We start from the raw sequence: 18,774 nt of genomic DNA, 5'->3' as shown, positions 1-18,774 counted from the left end.
CCCATCAACCCAGTCCTGGCATGCGGTTACAGGCTCATTTTCGCGCAGATAGGCTGGGTTTTCCAGAGTCTCCTTAGCAGATCTGCCCTAATGAGCTTTCCCTCAGGGCATGCGGCAGTAGCGGCAGGCCTTGCAGTTTCACTCTGCTGGTTTTACCCAAGAGGCAGATCAGTATTCATAGCCCTTGCAATACTTGCATCATTTCAGAGAATAAACAGCCTATCTCATTTCCTGAGCGATATTTGCATAGGCGCAGCAATAGGAATAGCGGGGGCGTTAGTTTTTGCTCCCGCACCCAATCATGCTGACCGAGGCCAATGAGCCGGCAATACAAATGAAGATTTTATTTCAAAAGATTCACAACTGGATCAGGGTCAAAATCCAGGCTAATGATATTACCGCTACATTAATACTGGTTTTACTGTGTTTATTTCTATACCTTCCAGGTATCTCAAGCCTACCAGCCACAGATCGAGATGAATCCCGATACATGCAAGCAACAAAGCAAATGGTGGCGACTGGAAACGTAGTCGATATTCGCTTTCAAGACAAACCACGATACAAAAAGCCTGTGGGCATTTACTGGCTGCAAGCAACTGCCAGCAAAATAGCCAAACAAATAGGAATAGCCACCACTGAGCGCAGCCCCTATCGATTGCCCTCCACAATTGGAGCAACAAGCGCTGTTTTGTTTCTCTATTTGGGATTTAGAAAAATAGTCGGCAATCTCCAGTCATTTTGCGCCGCAGTTCTACTGGCATGCAGCCTTTTAATCGTAGTTGAGGCTCATCTTGCAAAAACAGATGCAATGCAACTGGCTGCCATAGTTGCCATGCAGGCAGGCCTCGCACAGATTTATTGCTTGCCTAAGGTTCATGAGCTTCTGCGCGCACGCCTATTCTTTTGGCTTGGTCTCGGTGTCGCATTATTGATCAAAGGGCCGGTCGCACCCGTTCTTGCCTCATTGACCTTGGCATGGATCTGCTGGAAAGATCGCAGCATCTCAACAGTAATCAAAATACAACCATGGCCCTGGCTACTACTCCCTTTAATATTAATTAGCCCATGGCTTTTCAGCATTCAGGCACTTAGCGATGGGCAATTTGTACAGGATTCTATCCACCAAGATTTTTTTAGCAAAATTGTCAGTGGCCAGGAAAGCCATGGTGCCCCACCAGGAACATATCTGTTAATCACACCATTTTTGCTCTGGCCTGCTTCCTGGCTATTGCTTCCCAAGGCTTGGGCAGGACTACGGAGATCTTCAGAAGCCCTTAGCCGTACAACACAATTCCTGTGCGGTTGGCTCCTGCCAGCTTGGATTATATTTGAATTATTACCCACAAAGTTACCTCACTATGTATTACCACTAATCCCACCTCTATGCCTTCTGGCAGGCATTGGCATCTTTCAACCCGATCGACTACAAGATGGTTCTTTGCTTAGGCTATCTAAATGGCCACAAAGGATTGGGATGTTTGCCTGGATAGCTTCGGGCTTAGCCCTCGCTATTGGCATACCCCTACTAAGCATTTGGGCTAGCGGCAGCGTAACCGTTGCCGCACTCCTAATAGCTCTGACTTGCATCTTCAGCGTATTGGCATTAGGGAAGATCAAGACCCCCAAAAGACAGCTATATGCTTCAGCCCTATCTGCAGTCGTTGTTTTTGGGCTTATTTTTGAAGCTTTTCTGCCAAACCTAAATAATGTTTGGCCAGCAGAAAAAATTAAATCAATTATTGACTCCAACAATTTTGGCGCATTGCCCGTCGCCGCCGCCTCATACCATGAGCCTAGCTTGGTCTTTAATCTGGGCACAGAGACAACATTGACTGATCTTCATGGGATAATGCAGCATGCCGCAAAGCACCCAACATCCATTTTAATAGTTGAATCAAAAGACGTCGACAAAACGAGAGAACAACTTTCGTCCATTAGCAATGTATTCATCCTGGGAGCATATAGCGGATATAACTATTCCAAAGGGAAGCCTATCAATCTTTCGGTCCTAAAAAGTGACTGGATCAAGACAGACAAATCTAAATAAATGGGCGACCAAGACGCAGCTATAAGAAAAATACTATTTTCCTGCTTGTTGGCTGGAATTATCATAGCGGTTGGCGATTTCAAGATCCTATCCTTCTTTAAATCGAATGCCTGGGTCCTAAAAGGAGACGTTTATTATCTCCTCAGGATTGGTGGAAGTATGTGGACATGGTTATTGATTTCAATTTCGATAGCACTGGCATTTCCCCGGTCAGATTCTGCATCTCCTTTAAGACTTAGGGTTGAGAGAGATAGCATATCATTAACAATGGCTGCCATATCGATCTGTCTCAGCGCCGGCCTAGGAGGGCTTATTGCAGAGTTTTTGAAACTGATTATTCGCAGAGAGCGTCCGATTGACCAAGAAGTGTATGTATTCCGGGCCTTCTCCGAACGAGCCTGGTCAACAAGTGGACTAGGACTGCCGAGCTCACATGCCGCAGTTGCTTTTGGTGGAAGTCTCGCCTTGATAACGATCTTCCCAACCCTGCGATGGCCCGCACTGGGGATGGCGATTGGCTGCGGATTCACAAGAATCAGCAGCGGCGCCCATTACCCAACCGATGTAGCAGCTGGAGCCTTGGTCGGCTGCTTTGCTAACTATCTTGCAGGGCTTTGGCTAAGAAGAGAATCATGGAAGCACAATCGGACAAGCAAATAAAAGTGTTTTAAATCAATTAGAGATTCAATAGGTTACCTATCAGGATCGCGCAGCTTGCGAGCAATTACGCGGCATCTTTCGAGCTGATCCATTGAGAGCGCTTGGGATTGATAGCTTCGCGCGCAGTGGTAAATCTCATTAATACCCGCTTCATACTGAATATTGCCCATAAGCGTGGCATTGAGTGCGCCCCCCATAACGGATCCAATCACGAATGTGGCAAGCGCCAGCGAATTTGCTTGTTTCTCTTGCATGGGCAAATTGAATTCCTCAGACGTCCTTACATAGCATCTAGTCATCCTCCAGCTACTCACTGCGCCGCTGTGCCACCCGCAGCCGGGCACTACGGCTGCGCGGATTGGTTTCGGCCTCCTCGGGGCTGGCCTTAATCGCCTTGCGCGTTACCCGCTCCAGCCGAGCGTCGGCCAGAAAGGCCGTTTTCACCCGCCGATCTTCAAGGGAGTGGAAGCTGATCACAGCCAGCAGCCCGCCTGGTTCCAGCCAGTTGGGGGCGTTGTGCAACAGCTTGTCCAACACCCCCAACTCATCGTTTACGGCAATGCGCAAGGCCTGAAAGGTGCGTGTGGCTGGATGAATGCGGCCGCGGCGCGCCGCCGGTGGGTAGCAACCGGCCACCAGGTATGCCAGCTCGGCGGTATGGCGCTGCGCCCAGGGCCCCTGCTCCTTGAGCTTGCGCGCGATACGGCGAGACAGCCGCTCCTCGCCGTAGGCGTAGATCAGATCTGCCAGCTCGCTCTCGCCGGCACTATCAAGCAGCTCCCCAGCCGTCTCGCCGCGCTCCGGGTTCATGCGCATATCCAACGGCCCCTCGAGCCGGAAGCTGAAGCCCCGGGCCGCCACATCCAGCTGGGGACTGCTCACCCCCAGATCGGCCAGCACCGCTACGGCCGGCTCGGCAGGCATGTAATCGGCGAAGTTGGCGGCCACGATTGTGACCCGATCGCCAAATGGGGCGAGGCGCTCGGCGGCGGCGGCACGGGCGCTTGGGTCCTGGTCCAGCCCCACAAGTCGCAAGCCGGGATTGGCCTGCAGCAGCAGCTCGCTATGGCCGCCGCCGCCGAGGGTGCAGTCGATCAGCAGGCCTGCTGGCAGGCAAGCAAAGCCCGCCAGCACCGCCTCGGCCAGCACGGGCACATGTTCAAACAAGCCGCTGCCGGCGGGATCAGCCATGGCCATTCAGCGGCGGCGGCGGTGGGGAGAAGCCCAACGGGCTAGCCGCTGGCCCAAGCCATGGCGAAAGCGACCCCACCAGCTGGGCGCAGGGCGAAAGCGGCGGCAGAGCTCGGGCAGCTCCCGCTCCAGTTCCGGGTGACCAAGCACCTGGAGCAGGGTCTGCAACAGACCGAGCTCCGCCGCCTTTCCCTGCCCATCCGCCGCCGCAAACAGGCAGTAGCAGCGGGCAATGGCTAGCCGTTGGATGGGATCTGCGATGGCGGCAAGGCTGGCGCTGATCCGCTTGGGATCGGGTGGGCCATGCAAATCCGCGCTCTGGCGCAGGACATCGCTGAGGCGCAGGCTCTTCATGCAGAAGTAAAAAAGCTCCCATTCCTCCTGGTCAAAATCGCCATCGGCCAGGCTGAGGGCCCGGGCGCCCTGCAGGATCGCCAACCCCACCTGGCTGCTCTCCTCCGAGGTGGGAAGCACTGCCGTGAGGCTGTCGATAAGCAGCTGGCGCTGGCGGGCCGCCCGGAGCTGGTGTGGAGCCAGCAGCCAGCGCGAGAGGGCGGCGGCTGCCGGTGCCGCCATCTTTCGTAAAGGCGCTGGCTGGTGCTGACCCATGGTTTGCGCGGATTCAACACGGCCCCACCGAGCTTAGGAGCCCTATCCGGGGGGGTTGGTGCGATCTTCTTCGTCAGAGATCGTTTAGCGGGCGCTTCCTTCCTAAGATCACCGCAAAGCGCTTAACCCCTCGGCCCCATGACGCAGCTGGAGACGCGCACGGAACCGATGGTGGTCAACTTCGGCCCCCACCACCCCTCGATGCACGGGGTGTTGCGGCTGGTGGTGACCCTCGATGGCGAGGACGTGGTGGATTGCGAGCCGGTGATCGGCTACCTCCACCGCGGCATGGAGAAGATTGCCGAGAACCGCACGAACGTGATGTTCGTGCCCTACGTGAGCCGCATGGACTATGCGGCTGGCATGTTTTATGAGGCGATTGTGGTGAACGCGCCGGAGCGGCTGGCCAATGTGCCCGTGCCCAAGCGCGCCAGCTACATCCGGGTGCTGATGCTGGAGCTAAACCGCATCGCCAACCACCTGCTTTGGCTTGGCCCCTTCCTAGCTGACGTGGGCGCCCAGACCCCGTTCTTCTACATCTTCCGCGAGCGGGAGATGATCTACGACCTGTGGGAAGCGGCCACCGGTCAGCGGCTGATCAACAACAACTATTTCCGCATTGGCGGGGTGGCGGCTGATCTGCCATACGGCTGGCTGGAAAAGTGCCTCGACTTCTGCGACTGGTTTGGTCCCAAGATCGATGAATACGAAAAGCTAATTACCAACAACCCGATCTTCCGTAAGCGAATTGAGGGTCTAGGTGTGATTAGCCGCGAGATGGCGATCAATTGGAGCCTGTCGGGCCCGATGCTGCGCGCCTCAGGGGTGCCCTGGGACCTGCGCAAGGTCGACCACTACGAGTGCTACGACGACTTCGACTGGGACGTGGTCTGCGAACAGGAGGGTGACTGCTATGCCCGCTATCGGGTGCGCGTCAAGGAAATGCGCGAATCCCTCAAGATTCTGCGCCAGGCCTGCGCCATGATTCCCGGAGGAGCCACCGAGCACCTGGAGGCCCGCCGCATGGCGGAGGGCAAGGGCAGCGAATATGCCGGCTTTGATTATCAATATGTGGCCAAGAAAGTGGCCCCAACCTTCAAGATTCCCGAGGGTGAGCTCTACACCCGCCTGGAATCGGGCAAGGGCGAAATCGGGGTGTACCTGCAGGGCAACAACGACGTCACCCCCTGGCGTTTCAAGATCCGCGCCGCCGACTTCAACAACCTGCAAATCCTGCCCCACATCCTCAAGGGGGCCAAGGTGGCCGACATCATGGCCATCCTCGGCTCAATCGACGTGATCATGGGATCGGTTGATCGCTGATTCCAGCAGCTGGCTGCTGCTATGCCGCACCGTGCGCTTCGGGGACACCGATGCCGCCGGGGTGATGCATTTCCACCAGCTACTGCGCTGGTGCCACGAGGCTTACGAAGAAAGCCTGGAGCGCTATGGCCTGCCTGCCGCTGAAATCTTTCCCACCCCGGCGCACATACCCGCCATTGCCCTGCCACTAGTGCATTGCAGCGCCGACTTCCTTTCTCCCCTTGTCTGCGGCGACCCCCTAGCAATCCAGCTGGAACCCCGGCGCCTCGATTCCGGCAGCTTTGAGGTGCACTACAACTTCCGCAGCGGCGAGAGGGCCGCAGCCAAGGCACTCACCAGGCATCTGGCGATCGAGACGGCAAGCCGCCGGCGCTGCCCCTTGCCAGCTGGGCTGCAGCGCTGGCTGGAAGCATCGAGCCTGGGCCAGGGCATCCAGCCGCTTTAGGGCCGGCTGAACACATAAAGCAGCGCCGCCAACTGCAGGGGCAACAGGGCCGCCATCAGCGCCAGCGGATGTAAGCCGTCGTGGGGAATAGCTGCAGCCAGGCCAAAACTGAGGGCCCCAGCTCCAGACAAAAGCAATAAAACCGGGGCCCGGGCTAAGAGCTCAGAACCAATCTTTTTGGCCATCTAGGTATTCGGCTTCAAATTCTGCATTGGATTTCGTCAAGTAAATGATGCCCTCAATAATGCCAATGACCTGAAAAACAAAATAGCCCACCCCGCAGGTCAGAAGCGATACCACCAACATGATTACCGCCGGCTTGGTGTAGCCAAGAATGAATTTGTGCACCCCAAAGGCGCCCAGAAAGATTCCGGTGAGACCCGCCGCCAGCTTCTTATTGCTGATTTCGGTCTCAGACAGGCTCGACATCGACTGACGCGGGAGAGACGACCTCAACAGCTTTTAGCTGATCAACCCAGGCCCGCCAATGATTTCGTTGCCATTTGCCCAGCTCCGCTGGCGCCAACTCGGGGCAGAGCAGCCACCGACCTGGGCGCTCGGCCGGTGGCCAGGAATCACAAATCGCCTGCAACGCCAACTGCAGCTCCTCCCCACCTTGCTGGGGCGAGCCGGGCCGCACCAGGGCCACCAGTCGCTGGCCCCAGTTGGGATCATCGATTGGCAGCAGCAAAAGCGCCTCCAGTGGCAAGCCAGCGGCCTCGGCCAGCTGCGCCAGCCGCTGCTCCAGCACCTCCGGAAACACGGTTTCACCGCCGCTGTGAATGGCCCCATCGAGGCGTCCCAGCAGCTCCAGCCCCGCTGGGCCCAGCCGGCCGGCATCGCCACTGCGCCACCAGCCATCGGCCGTGCGCGGCAGGGGCTGGAGCCGGCCAGCCTCCAGCCAGCCCGGACTGAGCCGCTCACAGCGCACCTCAACGGCCTGTTCCTCCCCTAGCCGCAGCTCCAAACCTTTTAAAGGCAGACCGCAGCCCGAAGCGCCCGCCAGGAAAGCTTCGGGGGCTAGGGCACACACCATCGCCGCCGTTTCCGTGGCCCCGTAGCAAGGGGCCAGCCGCAACCCGGCCAGCCTGGCCCGCTCCGCCAGCGCCGGCGGCAACGGCGCCCCACCCACCCAGATCAGGGCCAAACGCTGCAGCCAGGCCACGCCCTCGGCAGCAGCCAGCAGCCGCTGCAGCTGGGTAGGCACCAGGGAAAGCAAGGCCGGACGGCCTGGATCCAGCGGGGCAGCCGCAGCCAACAGGGCCGGATCGCGCATCCAGGCCGGATCAAGGCGCTGGTGGCCGGCACCCCAGTGCTGGGCCCGCACCCAGGGCAGCAGCCCACTGACGTGATGCAAAGGCAGGGAGTTGAGGTGCAGGCAGCTCGCCGGATCCAGCCCCAACCCCTCCAGCCAGCGGCCCGTGGCCGACGCCGAAGCCTGCAGGTGGGCCAGGGGCTGCAGGCACCAGCGGCGACCGCCCGTGCTGCCGCCACTACCCAGCACCACCCCCGGCCCCCAACACTTCTCCAAAGAGCCAAGGCCATCGGGCCCGATCGCCGCCGCCAAAGCCTGCTGGTCGCTGGCGGCCGGGCCCGCCAAGGCCGCCAAGCGGCCGGCATCCCAGAGCTTTTGCAACTGCTCTGGCGTCATTGCTGCTGATCTCGGCTGATTTGGGCGGCGGCAGCCCACACCGCTGCCGGATCGGCGCTGGCCAGGGCTCCGGGGGCTTGCCAACCCGGCGCCAAGCCCGGCGCCGCCGGCGTGGGACCCTCGGCCTGCAGGGCTGCCAGATGCTCTAGCCAGCGGCGGCCGATGCCGGTTTCAAAGGCTGTGCTGAGCATCAGCCGCGGCCTGCCCCGCTCCAGGGCCGCCAGCAGCACTCGTGGGTCCCCCTCCTGGCTGGGGCGGCGCACCTGCCAGCCCGGCCAACTGCTGCGCAGGCCCGGGTCGCACTGCAACGATTCATCCAGAGCCACGGGAACCTGGGCCGCCAAGGCCTCCAGGCCCGCCTGGTCGGCCGGGGCTAGGGGCTGCTCCAGCCACTGCAGCCGCGGCTCGCCCGCCAAACGCCCGGCCCAGGCCGACGCCGTGGCCCGGCTCCAGCCGCCATTGGCATCCAGGCGCAGGCGGGCGGTTGCTGGCAGGCGCTGCAGCAGCTGCTCCAGCAGCTCGCGCTCCAAGCCATCGGCACAAACGGCCAGTTTCCACTTGAACACCGGAGCCGGCCCCAGCTCGGGCCCAAGCTGCTCCAAAACCTCAATGGCGGCAGCTCCTGCCGGCAGCAGCCGGGCCGCAGGGGGAGGCGGCAGCCAGCGGCGCTGCGGCAAGCCGGCCAGCTCGGCCAGGGCAGCCCCGAGGGCAAAGGCAAGGGTTGGGGGCAACTGGCCCGCCTGCAGCAACCTCTCGAGTTCGGCTGTCCCATAGCTGGCATCCAAAGCAGCGAGGGCCGCCGCCAGTGGCTCCAGCTGGCCATCGAGGGGCGCGGCCTCGCCCCAGCCCAGATCGCCCTGGGGGCTCTGCAAGCGCAACAGCCAGCCGCGCCGCTGCTGCACGGTGCCTGCAGCCGTAACCAGGGGCTGGGGCAGGGCGAAGCCGAAGGGCCGCCACTGCAACTGCAGCAGGCCCCCCTGGCTCATCCTGTGAAGCGCCCCAGGGCCAGGCCCAGGGCCAAACCCAAACCATTGAGCGCCTGAAAGCGCAGGGCCAGAAATTTGCTGCCGCTAATCCGCCCAGGCTCGCCATGGTGGCGCTGCAACAGGGCGATCAGCTGACGGGCCGGCGGCAGACCGATCACGCCGAGCAGGGCCGTGAGCGGCCACTGGCCCAGCAGCACCGGCGCCCACTGCAGGGCCAGGCAACCGGCCACAAACCAGGGCACCAACCCCGAGGCAGCCGCCGTACCCAGATGCACCACCGGCGAACGCTTGCCATGGGCGGCGTCCTCATCAACCTGGTGGAAATGGGAGCAGAACAGCACCAGGGTGGTAGCGAAGGCCGGGCCACTGCCAAGGGCCAGGGCGATGCGCCAGGGCACCCCGCTGGCCCCCGCTGGCGCCAAAGCCAGCAGGCCGGCGGCGGTGGCCAAGGGGCCAAAAGCAAGCCAGCAGAGGGGCTCACCCAGGCCCCGATAGCCGAGCCGAAACGGCGGCCCCTGATACAGGTAGCCCAGGCCGCAGCAGGCCAGCACCAAAGCCAGCACCGCCGGGCTGCTGCGCCAGGCCACCAGCGCCATCAGAGCCAGGCCCAGCAGCAGGCAGCCGTTGGCCAGCCCGGCCACCCGATCGCGCCGGCCGGTGAGATTCACCAGGGAATGGGGCTTGCCGTCGGCATCCACGCCGGTATCGGCATCAAAAACATCGTTGGCCAGGTTTTCCCAGGCCAGCAGCAGCACCGCCGCCAACAGAAACAGCAGCAGCTGGTCAAACCGCACCGGCAGGGCCTGGCCTAGGCGCCAGCCGGCGGCCAGCAGCACCGGCATCACCGCCACGGCGTACATCGGCCACTTGATCGCCGCCTGCCATAGGCGGCGGCGATCGACGGAATTGGCGTAACGGCTTGCGACGACCTTGGGCTCAGTCATGGGGGCCGCAGGCGGCAGCCGCTGCAGGGCCCATACATTTGAGCAGCTCTTCGTCGCGGCCCCGTCCCTTCCTGGTGCAGGCCCCTTCTTCCTTCACCGATTCAACGGGTGATTCATTCACCAGTTTGCTGGTCGCCGCCAACGAGCGGGCACGCCAGCTGGAGGATGAAGGCGTCCTCAGCCTGGCCCTACCCCTGGCCGGCGGAGACCCGATGCTGCTGCTGCCCCATCTGGAGCCCGAGGATGAAGCCCTGGCTCCAGGTGGCGACAGCTTCCGCTTCCTGTGGGACGGGGCACCGGGGCTCTGCATCGCCGCCGCCGGCCGCACCAACAGCCTCGAGCTCAGTGGTCCGCGCCGCTTTGAGCTGGCCCAGCGTTTTGCCAGCGCCTGCCTCAGCCGCCTAGCCACCCCGGAGAGCGGCCCGCCCCTGGCCCGGCCGCGGGTGCTACTGGCCTTCGGCTTCTTTGAGGCGTCCCTGCTGCCGGGGCCTACCTCCATCCCTGGCGTACAGGCCGTGCTGCCGCGTTGGCAGCTGAGCCGCCAGGGCCAGCACTGCTGGCTGCGGCTGCAGCGCAGCCTCGGCGGCGGCGTGACGCCGCGTCAGCTAGCCGAAGAGCTGTGGGAGCAGGCCCGCCGGCTGGAGCGCCTGGTGCAACAAGACGGGCTGGAGCCAGGGGTTCTCAGTCGAATCGCCATCCACCGCAGTTCGCCATGGCAGGAGAGCTACCGCTCCGCGGTTGAGCGGGGACTGGAGCTTGTGGAGAGGGGCGAGCTGGAAAAAGTGGTGCTGGCCGTGCGCCAGGAGCTGCAGCTTGAGGCCGCGCCCCATCCCCTGGCCCTGCTGGCCCCCCTACGGCGCCACCAGAGCGGCAGCTGCCGCTTTCTGTGGCAGCAAGCCCGCGGGACTGCCCTGATCGGCGCCTCCCCCGAACGGTTGCTCACGGTGCGCCAGGGGCAACTGCGCAGTGATGCCCTAGCGGGCACCGCCCCAGCTGGAGAGCAGGCCGCAGGGCTGCTGCACTCCTGCAAAGATCGCCATGAGCATGAGCTGGTGGTGGACACGATCACCGCCGTACTCGCCAGAGCGGGCCTCAACCCGCGGCGACCGCGCCATCCACGCCTGGCCCGCCACGGCCAACTGGTGCATCTGCACACCCCGATCACGGCAGCCCTGGGCCGGCACCAGCCCCTGAGCATCGCCGCCGCCCTCCATCCCACCCCGGCTGTGGCGGGCCTGCCGCGGCGCGAGGCGATGGCCTGGCTGCGCAGCTTGGAGCCCTTCGAGCGGGGCCACTACGCCGCCCCAATCGGCTGGATCGACAGCGCCGGTGACGCCGACCTGCGGGTGGCGATCCGCAGCGGCACCCTGCGGGGCGACCGGCTTGAGCTCACCGCCGGTGCCGGCCTAGTGCGGGGTTCAACGGTGGAGCGGGAGCTGCAGGAGGTGGCCCTGAAACTGGGCGTACTGCAGCAGCAGCTCAGCTGCGCCACCGACCATCAAGCAGCCAGCAGCCGCGCCATCGTCTGATCCGCCAGGGGAATCCCGGCCAGCCGCTCCACCTCCCGCACGCCAGTGGGGCTGGTCACATTGATCTCGCTGAGGCGGCCATCGATCACATCGATGCCCACAAAAAACAAACCTTCAGCCCGCAACGCTGGCGCCAACTCAGCACAGATAGCCCTCTCCGCCGCCGTGAGCTCCGTTACCTCCGGAGCACCGCCCACGGCCAGGTTGCTGCGGAACTCGCCACCGGCGGGGATGCGATTCACCGCCCCCAGGGGCTCGCCATCCACCAGCAGGATGCGCTTATCACCAGCGCTCACCCCGGGCAGGAAGGCCTGCACCATCACCGGCAGCTGCTCCTGGCCAGTCACCAGCTCCAGCAGGGCCCGCAACCCCGGCGTTGCTGCAGAAGCAAATACCACCCCCTGGCCAGCCCGCCCCCCCAGGGGCTTAAGCACCACCTCGCCATGCTCGGCGGTGAAAGCGGCCAGCGCTGTCACCCGACTAGCCACCAGGGTGGGGGCCATCAGCTGGCTCCAACGCAGGGCACTGAGTTTTTCGTTCCAGGCCCGCAGCGAAGCGGGCCGGTTGAGCACCCGCACTCCCTGACGCTCCCCCAGCTCCAGCAGATGGGTGGCATAGAGATAGGCCTCATCCACCGGCGGGTCCTTGCGCATCCACACCCGCGGAAAGGCGGTGAGGGGCAGCAGCTGGGGATCGCCAAGTTCAAACCAGGGCTCGCAATTCACGGGGGTGGCCACCACCCAGGCGCCATGGCCTTGCGGGGGAGGGCCTTGCAGGGGGTCTCCTGGCACCGCGGCGGCAGAAAGATCGGCGATGGTGCACACCCACACCTGCTCGCCCGCTCGCTGGGCTGCCTGCATCAGGGCAACGCTGGAATCTTTGGCTGGATTGAGCCGGGCGATCGGATCGATCACAAACAGTTGGGATGCCACCGCTCAGCTCGCCAGCAGAACGTCGAGCTGGCCGGAGCGTTCGAGGGCATGCAGATCGTCGCAACCACCCACGTGCTGGCCATTGATGAAGGTCTGGGGCACGCTGCGGCTCCCGCCGCTCTTAGCCGCCATAGCCGAGCGGGCCGACTCGTCGCCATCGATGGCAAATTCGGCGTAAGCCACTCCCTTGCGGTCGAGTAGGGCCTTGGCGCGCACACAGAAGGGACAGGCCCGCCAGGTGTAGATCTCAACGGTGGCGGCCATTTAGACGGCTCCGGTCAGGTTTTGTTGATCGTAGAAGCGGGCCAGGGCGCGCGGGCCCGGAAGCCTCGCACTTATATCAATTAGCTAAGCCAAGACTTAGCCAATCAACAAAACCGCTCCCCCAGCCCCGCCCCCTAGCGGCGGAGCTGGCCGGCGCTGATACCGTCAAGCAACTATCCAGCTGCACCGGTGCTCGATCTCACCGACTTCAAGCGCGACCTCTCCGAGCTCACTGACCGCCTGGGCAACGCCCAGGACTGTCTTTGACGTACCGGCCCTGAAAGCCCGCCAACAGGATCTGGAGCAGCTGGCCTCCCAGGGCGACTTCTGGGACGACCAGAAGCAGGCCCAGCTCAAGATGCGCCAGCTCGACGAGGTGAAGGCCCAGCTTGAACAATTGGCGAAATGGCAGGCCAGCGTCTCCGACGGGGAGGCCACCGTGGAGCTCTACGGCCTCGAGCCCGATGAAGATCTGCTGGCCGAATCCAACCAAGCCCTGCAGTCCCTCAAAGCCGACCTGGATCGCTGGGAGCTCGAGCGCCTGCTGAGCGGCCCCTACGACAAGGAGGGCGCCGTGATCAGCATCAACGCCGGTGCCGGCGGCACCGACGCCCAGGACTGGGCCCTGATGCTGATGCGCATGTACACCCGCTGGGCCGAAGACCACGGCATGAAGGTGAGTGTGGACGAGCTCAGCGAAGGGGAAGAAGCGGGCATTAAGAGCTGCACGATCGAGATCGAGGGTCGCTACGCCTACGGCTATCTGCGCAACGAAAAGGGCACCCACCGGCTGGTGCGCATTTCCCCCTTCAATGCCAACGACAAACGCCAGACGAGCTTCGCCGGCGTGGAGGTGATGCCCCAGATCGATGAGGACGTGAAGCTCGACATCCCCGACAAGGACCTGGAGATCACCACCTCGCGCTCGGGCGGCGCCGGCGGCCAGAACGTCAACAAGGTGGAAACGGCCGTGCGCATCCTGCACATCCCCACGGGCCTGTTTGTGCGCTGCACCCAGGAGCGCTCCCAGCTACAAAACAAAGAGAAGGCGATGGCCCTATTGATGGCCAAGTTGCTGGTGATTGCCCAGGAGCAGCGGGCCTCCGAGATCGCCGACATCCGCGGCGACATTGTGGAAGCGGCCTGGGGCAACCAGATACGCAACTACGTGTTTCACCCCTATCAAATGGTGAAAGATCTGCGCACCCAGCAGGAAACTACCGACGTGCAGGGCGTGATGGACGGCGATCTCGATCCCTTCATCCAGAGCCTGCTGCATGCGGGCGTCGAGCTAGCTGGAGGCGGCAGCGATGACTGATCCCCAGCCCAGCGAAAACCCCAGCTTCATCAAGCTGGCGATGCGCAACATGGTGCGCAAGGGCCGCCAAAGCCTGTTTCACTTCGGCCTTACGGCCCTGGGGCTCACGGGCTTCCTGGTGCTGATCGCCTGGCTCGGCCGCCCCCAACTACCCGGAGGCTGAGATGGCCACCTCGACCGATCTCGACCTGGCCTTTAGCGCTAATCCCGACCTGGCTGATCCCGATCTGGAAGTGGCCCCGCTGCTGTCAGATGCCGATCACTGGCAAGCCCTTTTGAGCGCCTGGCTAAACCAGCTGGCCCCGGAGCTTCCAGCCGCCCTGCAAGCGCCCGCCTACAGCCTGGGGCTGAGCCTCGTGACTGACGCCGAAATCGCCGAGCTCAATGCCGACTGGCGCCAGAAGGAAGGCCCCACCGACGTGCTGGCCTTCGCCGCCCAGGACGAAGCAACCGATGGCGCCCCGCCAATGCCGGCATCCGGGGAGGCGGAGCCCCTGGAGCTGGGCGACATTTTCATCTCCATAGAAACGGCAGCCCGCCAGGCACCGGAGCATGGCCACGACCTGGAGCAGGAACTGCTGTTTCTGGCTAGCCATGGCCTGCTGCACCTGCTGGGCTGGGACCACCCCGACGAAACCAGCCTCGCCGCCATGCTGGCGCGCCAGGAAAGGCTGGTTAAGGTGCCGGCGGAGCCATGATCAACCTGCGCCCCTTACCGACCCCAGAAACTCGTGGGCGCCGCCTCAGGGCCCGGGCCTGGACTGTGGCCAGTGACCTGCCGGCGAGTTTTCGTTATGCCGCCCAGGGCCTGGCCTATGGCTTTGCCAGCCAGCGCAACTTCCGCATCCATGTGATCACCGGGGCGGTGGTCTTTGGCCTGGGGCTGTGGCTGCAACTACCCACGGCCCAACTGGCCGTGCTGGTGCTCACCGTGGCGGCCGTGCTGGTGCTGGAGTTGCTCAACACCGCCACCGAAGCGGTGGTGGATCTGGCCATCGGCCGCCAGTTCCACCCCCTGGCCAGGATTGCCAAGGACTGCGCCGCCGCTGCGGTGCTGGTGGCGGCCCTGTCATCACTAATGATCGCCCTGCTGCTGCTTGTGCCGCCGCTGCTGAGCCGGCTGGGCCTTTGAATGGGGGCAGGCCTGGCGCGGCGATGCTTCTCGTTCTCGACAACTACGACAGCTTCACCTTCAACCTGGTGCAGTACCTGGGCGAGCTGGCGGCGGAGCACCCGATTGCCGCTGAGCTGAGGGTGGAGCGCAATGACGCCCTGACCCTGGAGCAGATCCGCGCCCTGGCCCCCGCCGCCATCCTGATTTCACCGGGTCCCGGCGACCCCGACCAGTCGGGGGTCTGCCTGGAGGTCCTGCAACAGCTCAGCCCCACCATCCCCACCCTGGGGGTTTGCCTGGGCCACCAGTCGATCGCCCAGGTGTACGGCGGCAAGGTGGTGCGGGCCAAGGAGCTGATGCACGGCAAAACCTCGCCGGTGCACCACAGCGGCAAGGGAGTGTTTGAGGGGCTGCCCAACCCGCTCACCGCCACCCGCTACCACAGCCTGATCGCCGAGCGCGAGACGCTGCCCGACTGCCTCGAAATCACCGCCTGGCTCGACGACGGCACGATCATGGGCCTGCGCCACCGCGATTTCCCCCACATTCAGGGAGTGCAGTTCCACCCCGAAAGCGTGCTCACCCAAGAGGGTCACGCCCTGCTGGCCAACTTCCTGCGCCTGGCCAGCCAGCCAGCCGTAGCAGGTCAGTTGGGTTAGCTTCACAGCGATTGCCGCTTCTCCATGCGCCCTCTGCCCACCTTCGCTGCTCTCAGCTTGAGTTCGCTCGGCCTGGGCGCCGCATTGCTGGCAACTGGCCCAGCCCTAGCTGGCAGCGGCGTCACGATCACCAGCTACGGCCACAGCGCCTTGCTGATCAGTGGCGGTGGGGCCAGCGTGCTGGTTAACCCCTTTAAAGCAGTGGCCTGTGCCGCCGGACTGGCCGAACCCCGGGTGAGTGCCACGGTGATCCTGGCCAGCAGCCGGCTACTGGATGAGGGTGCCCCGGTGGCCAAGGGCAAGATGCTGGTGGATCCAGGCTCCTTCAAGGTGAGTGGCCTTTCAATCGAAGGCATCGCCGGCCCCCACGACCGTGTTGGTGGGCGCCGCTTCGGCCAATCAACCCTGTGGCGCTGGAAGCAGGGCGGCCTCGACATCGCCCACCTAGGTGGCACCGCGGCCCGGCTCAGCCCCGCCGACAAGGTGATGTTGGGTCGTCCCGACGTACTTATCATCGGCGTGGGTGGCGGCGCCAAGGTGTACACCGGTGCCGAAGCCGCCGAAGTGGTGCGCGAGCTCCAGCCCCGCCGCGTGATCCCGGTGCAATTTGTGAGCGGCAAAACCCCCAAGGACTGCGACCAAACCACGGTGCAACCTTTCCTTGATGCCATGGCCGGCACCCCGGTGAAGCGACCTGGCCGCACCCTCAGCCTGCCGGGCAAGCTCGGCGATGGCATGGTGATCGAGGTAATGCGCTAAGCGGCCTGCAGATAGGCAGCCCAGAAACGCTGCATCTGCTCGGTGGTGCCGATGCTCACCCGCAAGGAGCCGTCGATCAGAGGTTTGGCCGCCATCGAGCGCACCAGGATGCCCGCCTGCCGCAGCCTCTGCTCCACCTCCTCAACCGGGTGCTCGGGCCAGATCAGCAGGTAGTTGCCACCTGCGGTGTGGTGGCGCACCCCAGCCGCCTGGAGTTTCTGAACGATCCAGTCGCGGGCCCGCATCACCTCGGCCACATAGGTATCCACATAGGCCTGGTCCGCCAAGGCCGCATGGGCGGCAGTCACGGCGAAGCTGTTGATGTCGTAGGGCCCCGTGACGCGCCCGATGCGATCAATCACCGGCGCAGCCCCAATGGCAAAACCGATGCGAAGACCAGCCAGGCCTGCGGTTTTAGCGAGTGAGCGCAGCACCAGCAAATTCGGTGTGGCAGCGAAATCGGCGGATGGCAGCACGCTGTCGCCAGTGAAAGCCTCATAGAGCTCATCCACCACCACGAGGGTGCCAGGCGCCGAGGCCGCCAGCTCCAGGATCAGCTCCGGCGCCAGCCGGGTGCCGGTGGGGTTGTTTGGATTGCAGATCAGCAGGATGCGCGGGCAGCCCTGTAGTGCCCCGCGCAGCGCCTCCAGGGGGAAGCCAAAATCCGGCAGCAGGTAGGGAATCGCCTCAATCGCCATTCCCTGCATCTGGGCGCAGGGGGTGTAGTAGCCGAAGGTGGGCGATGTGGTCAGCAGCGTGTCGCCCCGGTCGCCATAGGCATGAAAAATGGCATGAAGTGCGGCGTCTACGCCGTTGAAGAGGCCGATCTGCTCTGGGGTGAGCGGCTGGCCGAGGCCAGCTGCAGCGAGGTTGGCAACCACCGCCTCCCGCAGGCCGTCGTACTCGGGATAGACGGCGTACTGATCGGGGGGGATGGCGCGGATTGCCTCCACCACCTGCGGACTGGGCCCCACGGTGTTCTCATTGAAGTCAAGCCGAAGCAGGCCCCGGCGGCCCTCAAGCGGAGCGCTGTAGGCCTGGAGGCTCTCAACCTCCGCCCGAGCCCGGGGAGACCCTGGAAACAACATCAAATTGGCCATAGACTCACACTCTACGCGTTCAACTTTTGTCTCGACAATCCAAGCGCGATGCCCTCTCCCACCTCCAACGCTGATTGACCATCAAGTACTTGACCGATGAGATCGTCAAATGTATTTCTTGTGCTTTTAGCGGCAGCCCCCAAGCAACAACCAGCCGCTTGAACCCAACCAGATCACAGGCCAAATTCAAATATGCTGCCGATCAAAATAAAAACACGAATCCATGGCTCTCGCTCAAAATACCAACGGGGCAACGCATGATCGGCAAAGAAAACAAAGCCAATAACCCAACCATCGCCGTTCTCGCCCTCAACGAGGCGGACATGATTAGCAGGTGCATTCAATCCGCAAACTTTGCAGAACAGATTCTTGTCATTGATTCAGGCAGCAGCGACAATACCTTTGCAATCGCGAAATCACCAGGGGCAGAAACGCAGCACTATCCCGACTGGCATGGATTTGCCATGCAACGCAACCGTGCACTCCAGCATTGTAGAGGCGACCATGCATTCTTCCTTGACTGCGATGAAATTATACCCGAAAATCTTGCCAAAGAAATACTGGAAGCCGTCCAACTCGGGGCGATAAACCAAGGATTAATACGATAGGACGAATTCGCATTTGGCACGCGCCTACGCGGTGCTCACCAAACAAAAGGAGTAGCTAGGATTTTTAGAATTAACGATATACTCCAATTTGGGGGACAAGTTCACAAGAGCGCAATCCTCAGGGGGAATAAAGGAGCTAAGCTTTTAACACAAAGCTTGTTCACTATTCACGCAGAACTGTATACCAAAGCCTGCTCAAGCTGGGGCAGTACTCACAGCTCGCCGTAATTAAATTGAGGGAATCCGGGAAAAAAGTTGGCGTTTTGATCGGCCTAATGCATGCTATTCCTCGCTTCCTGAATCTCTACTTTGTCAAATTATCATTCCTGAGCGGGAGCGAAGGATTTCTTTACAGTGCATTCATAGCCCTAGAAGTATTTTTTAAATACTGCGCCACCCGCTATGACAACGACCCACTTTCCAGAACCCCAGCGAGGTGTTAAACAGGGTTTTCAGAGTAGAGCGCCGGCTGCATGCACCACATCCGCAGCAGCCGGACTTGGCCCCCCAGCTAAATGGGAACCAGCCTGAACCTAAGCGCTAGAGCTCACGCAACCCACAGCAGCCAAAAACCTCGTCAAGCCCCCCAGATACCATAGTTCTTACGGAAATAGGCTATGCATTGTTTATTTGCC

The 18,774-nt window shown here is 62.3% G+C and carries 24 protein-coding genes; 13 read left to right on the top strand and 11 right to left on the bottom strand.

The genetic code is table 11. The annotated features are described in order from the left end of the window. Positions 1 to 90: 90 nt before the first annotated feature. From KBY74_RS13870 to KBY74_RS09145, 3 genes are read left to right on the top strand one after another with little or no spacing between them, the layout of a single operon-like run. A complete protein-coding gene (locus KBY74_RS13870; RefSeq protein ID WP_396123170.1) occupies positions 91 to 321 on the top strand; it encodes a phosphatase PAP2 family protein in 231 nt (76 codons plus the stop codon). Next, positions 302 to 2,047, top strand: a complete 1,746-nt coding sequence (locus KBY74_RS09150) for a glycosyltransferase family 39 protein (RefSeq protein ID WP_254942426.1) — start codon at positions 302 to 304, stop codon at positions 2,045 to 2,047. Before KBY74_RS13870 ends, KBY74_RS09150 begins: the two co-directional genes overlap by 20 nt. Then, complete coding sequence (locus KBY74_RS09145) at positions 2,048 to 2,707, top strand: phosphatase PAP2 family protein (protein ID WP_254942425.1); 660 nt, start codon at positions 2,048 to 2,050, stop codon at positions 2,705 to 2,707. Positions 2,708 to 2,739: 32 nt separating this feature from the next. Here KBY74_RS09145 and KBY74_RS09140 read toward each other — a convergent pair whose 3' ends face one another. Genes KBY74_RS09140 through KBY74_RS09130 form a run of 3 tightly spaced genes read right to left on the bottom strand, consistent with a single transcriptional unit; the run spans position 2,740 to position 4,474 of the window. After that, complete coding sequence (locus tag KBY74_RS09140; RefSeq protein ID WP_254942424.1) at positions 2,740 to 2,961, bottom strand: hypothetical protein; 222 nt, start codon at positions 2,959 to 2,961, stop codon at positions 2,740 to 2,742. 52 nt (positions 2,962 to 3,013) lie between these two features. Continuing rightward, positions 3,014 to 3,898 (bottom strand): 16S rRNA (cytosine(1402)-N(4))-methyltransferase RsmH, encoded by an 885-nt coding sequence (gene rsmH / locus KBY74_RS09135; protein WP_254942423.1) that lies wholly within the window; start codon positions 3,896 to 3,898, stop codon positions 3,014 to 3,016. A gap of 6 nt (positions 3,899 to 3,904) precedes the next feature. Then, entirely contained in the window at positions 3,905 to 4,474 is a 570-nt protein-coding gene (locus KBY74_RS09130) for a hypothetical protein (RefSeq protein WP_254942422.1), read from the bottom strand. A gap of 171 nt (positions 4,475 to 4,645) precedes the next feature. On the opposite strand from KBY74_RS09130, the gene KBY74_RS09125 reads away from it, so the two are divergent. Both KBY74_RS09125 and KBY74_RS09120 read left to right on the top strand, forming a co-directional pair. Then, the gene (locus tag KBY74_RS09125) at positions 4,646 to 5,830 is read left to right on the top strand and encodes an NAD(P)H-quinone oxidoreductase subunit H (protein ID WP_254942421.1); all 1,185 of its coding nucleotides are present in this window, start codon (positions 4,646 to 4,648) and stop codon (positions 5,828 to 5,830) included. Beyond that, positions 5,820 to 6,275, top strand: coding sequence for a thioesterase family protein (locus KBY74_RS09120; protein ID WP_254942420.1), 456 nt, complete (start codon positions 5,820 to 5,822; stop codon positions 6,273 to 6,275). The genes KBY74_RS09125 and KBY74_RS09120 overlap by 11 nt, the downstream gene beginning before the upstream one ends. Here the strand turns inward: KBY74_RS09120 and KBY74_RS09115 are convergent. The 5 genes from KBY74_RS09115 to menA are packed head-to-tail and all read right to left on the bottom strand — an operon-like array spanning position 6,272 to position 9,856. Then, on the bottom strand, positions 6,272 to 6,412 hold the full coding sequence (locus KBY74_RS09115; protein ID WP_254942419.1) for a hypothetical protein: 141 nt from the start codon (positions 6,410 to 6,412) through the stop codon (positions 6,272 to 6,274). The two genes, KBY74_RS09120 and KBY74_RS09115, sit on opposite strands and share 4 nt — an antisense overlap. 25 nt (positions 6,413 to 6,437) lie before the next feature. Next, entirely contained in the window at positions 6,438 to 6,704 is a 267-nt protein-coding gene (locus KBY74_RS09110; RefSeq protein WP_254942418.1) for a TM2 domain-containing protein, read from the bottom strand. Continuing rightward, positions 6,688 to 7,926 (bottom strand): AMP-binding protein, encoded by a 1,239-nt coding sequence (locus tag KBY74_RS09105; protein ID WP_254942417.1) that lies wholly within the window; start codon positions 7,924 to 7,926, stop codon positions 6,688 to 6,690. The genes KBY74_RS09110 and KBY74_RS09105 overlap by 17 nt, the downstream gene beginning before the upstream one ends. Continuing rightward, positions 7,923 to 8,912: an o-succinylbenzoate synthase gene (gene menC / locus KBY74_RS09100; protein WP_254942416.1), complete on the bottom strand. Its 990-nt coding sequence runs from the start codon at positions 8,910 to 8,912 to the stop codon at positions 7,923 to 7,925. Before menC ends, KBY74_RS09105 begins: the two co-directional genes overlap by 4 nt. Further along, positions 8,909 to 9,856: a 2-carboxy-1,4-naphthoquinone phytyltransferase gene (gene menA / locus KBY74_RS09095; protein WP_254942415.1), complete on the bottom strand. Its 948-nt coding sequence runs from the start codon at positions 9,854 to 9,856 to the stop codon at positions 8,909 to 8,911. The genes menC and menA overlap by 4 nt, the downstream gene beginning before the upstream one ends. Before the next feature lie 71 nt (positions 9,857 to 9,927). On the opposite strand from menA, the gene KBY74_RS09090 reads away from it, so the two are divergent. Further along, positions 9,928 to 11,385: an isochorismate synthase gene (locus KBY74_RS09090; protein ID WP_261360349.1), complete on the top strand. Its 1,458-nt coding sequence runs from the start codon at positions 9,928 to 9,930 to the stop codon at positions 11,383 to 11,385. Here KBY74_RS09090 and gshB read toward each other — a convergent pair. Together gshB and grxC are read right to left on the bottom strand one after the other, a co-directional pair. Next, positions 11,355 to 12,317 carry a glutathione synthase gene (gshB, locus tag KBY74_RS09085; RefSeq protein WP_254942414.1) on the bottom strand — a complete coding sequence of 321 codons (963 nt, stop codon included), beginning with the start codon at positions 12,315 to 12,317 and terminating at the stop codon, positions 11,355 to 11,357. The two genes, KBY74_RS09090 and gshB, sit on opposite strands and share 31 nt — an antisense overlap. Positions 12,318 to 12,320: 3 nt before the next feature. Further along, on the bottom strand, positions 12,321 to 12,581 hold the full coding sequence (gene grxC / locus KBY74_RS09080) for a glutaredoxin 3 (protein ID WP_254942413.1): 261 nt from the start codon (positions 12,579 to 12,581) through the stop codon (positions 12,321 to 12,323). 189 nt (positions 12,582 to 12,770) lie between these two features. Here grxC and prfB point away from each other — a divergent pair. From prfB to KBY74_RS09050, 6 genes are all read left to right on the top strand, one after another. Then, positions 12,771 to 13,899 (top strand): peptide chain release factor 2 gene (gene prfB, locus KBY74_RS09075; protein ID WP_254942412.1). Its coding sequence is split into 2 segments (ribosomal slippage): positions 12,771 to 12,845 and positions 12,847 to 13,899, totalling 1,128 coding nucleotides; the frame shifts between segments, so codons are not numbered across the junction. Next, on the top strand, positions 13,892 to 14,062 hold the full coding sequence (locus tag KBY74_RS09070) for a DUF3285 domain-containing protein (RefSeq protein WP_106632705.1): 171 nt from the start codon (positions 13,892 to 13,894) through the stop codon (positions 14,060 to 14,062). The genes prfB and KBY74_RS09070 overlap by 8 nt, the downstream gene beginning before the upstream one ends. A gap of 1 nt (position 14,063) precedes the next feature. Continuing rightward, positions 14,064 to 14,597, top strand: coding sequence for an rRNA maturation RNase YbeY (gene ybeY, locus KBY74_RS09065; RefSeq protein ID WP_254942411.1), 534 nt, complete (start codon positions 14,064 to 14,066; stop codon positions 14,595 to 14,597). Continuing rightward, positions 14,594 to 15,031, top strand: coding sequence for a diacylglycerol kinase family protein (locus KBY74_RS09060; RefSeq protein WP_241518315.1), 438 nt, complete (start codon positions 14,594 to 14,596; stop codon positions 15,029 to 15,031). Before ybeY ends, KBY74_RS09060 begins: the two co-directional genes overlap by 4 nt. Before the next feature lie 23 nt (positions 15,032 to 15,054). Further along, positions 15,055 to 15,672 (top strand): aminodeoxychorismate/anthranilate synthase component II, encoded by a 618-nt coding sequence (locus KBY74_RS09055; RefSeq protein ID WP_254942410.1) that lies wholly within the window; start codon positions 15,055 to 15,057, stop codon positions 15,670 to 15,672. 24 nt (positions 15,673 to 15,696) lie between these two features. Beyond that, complete coding sequence (locus KBY74_RS09050; RefSeq protein ID WP_254942409.1) at positions 15,697 to 16,431, top strand: MBL fold metallo-hydrolase; 735 nt, start codon at positions 15,697 to 15,699, stop codon at positions 16,429 to 16,431. Here KBY74_RS09050 and KBY74_RS09045 read toward each other — a convergent pair. Continuing rightward, positions 16,428 to 17,531 carry a histidinol-phosphate transaminase gene (locus KBY74_RS09045; RefSeq protein WP_254942408.1) on the bottom strand — a complete coding sequence of 368 codons (1,104 nt, stop codon included), beginning with the start codon at positions 17,529 to 17,531 and terminating at the stop codon, positions 16,428 to 16,430. The two genes, KBY74_RS09050 and KBY74_RS09045, sit on opposite strands and share 4 nt — an antisense overlap. Positions 17,532 to 17,620: 89 nt before the next feature. Between KBY74_RS09045 and KBY74_RS09040 the strand changes: the two genes are divergently transcribed. Further along, a complete protein-coding gene (locus KBY74_RS09040; RefSeq protein ID WP_254942407.1) occupies positions 17,621 to 18,139 on the top strand; it encodes a glycosyltransferase in 519 nt (172 codons plus the stop codon). Positions 18,140 to 18,774 lie beyond the last annotated feature (635 nt).

This window comes from Cyanobium sp. A1C-AMD (assembly GCF_024346495.1).
Lineage (GTDB): Bacteria > Cyanobacteriota > Cyanobacteriia > PCC-6307 > Cyanobiaceae > Cyanobium_A > Cyanobium_A usitatum.
The sequence above is the reverse complement of the archived record's forward strand: the minus strand, read 5'-3'. Positions and strand labels throughout refer to the sequence as shown.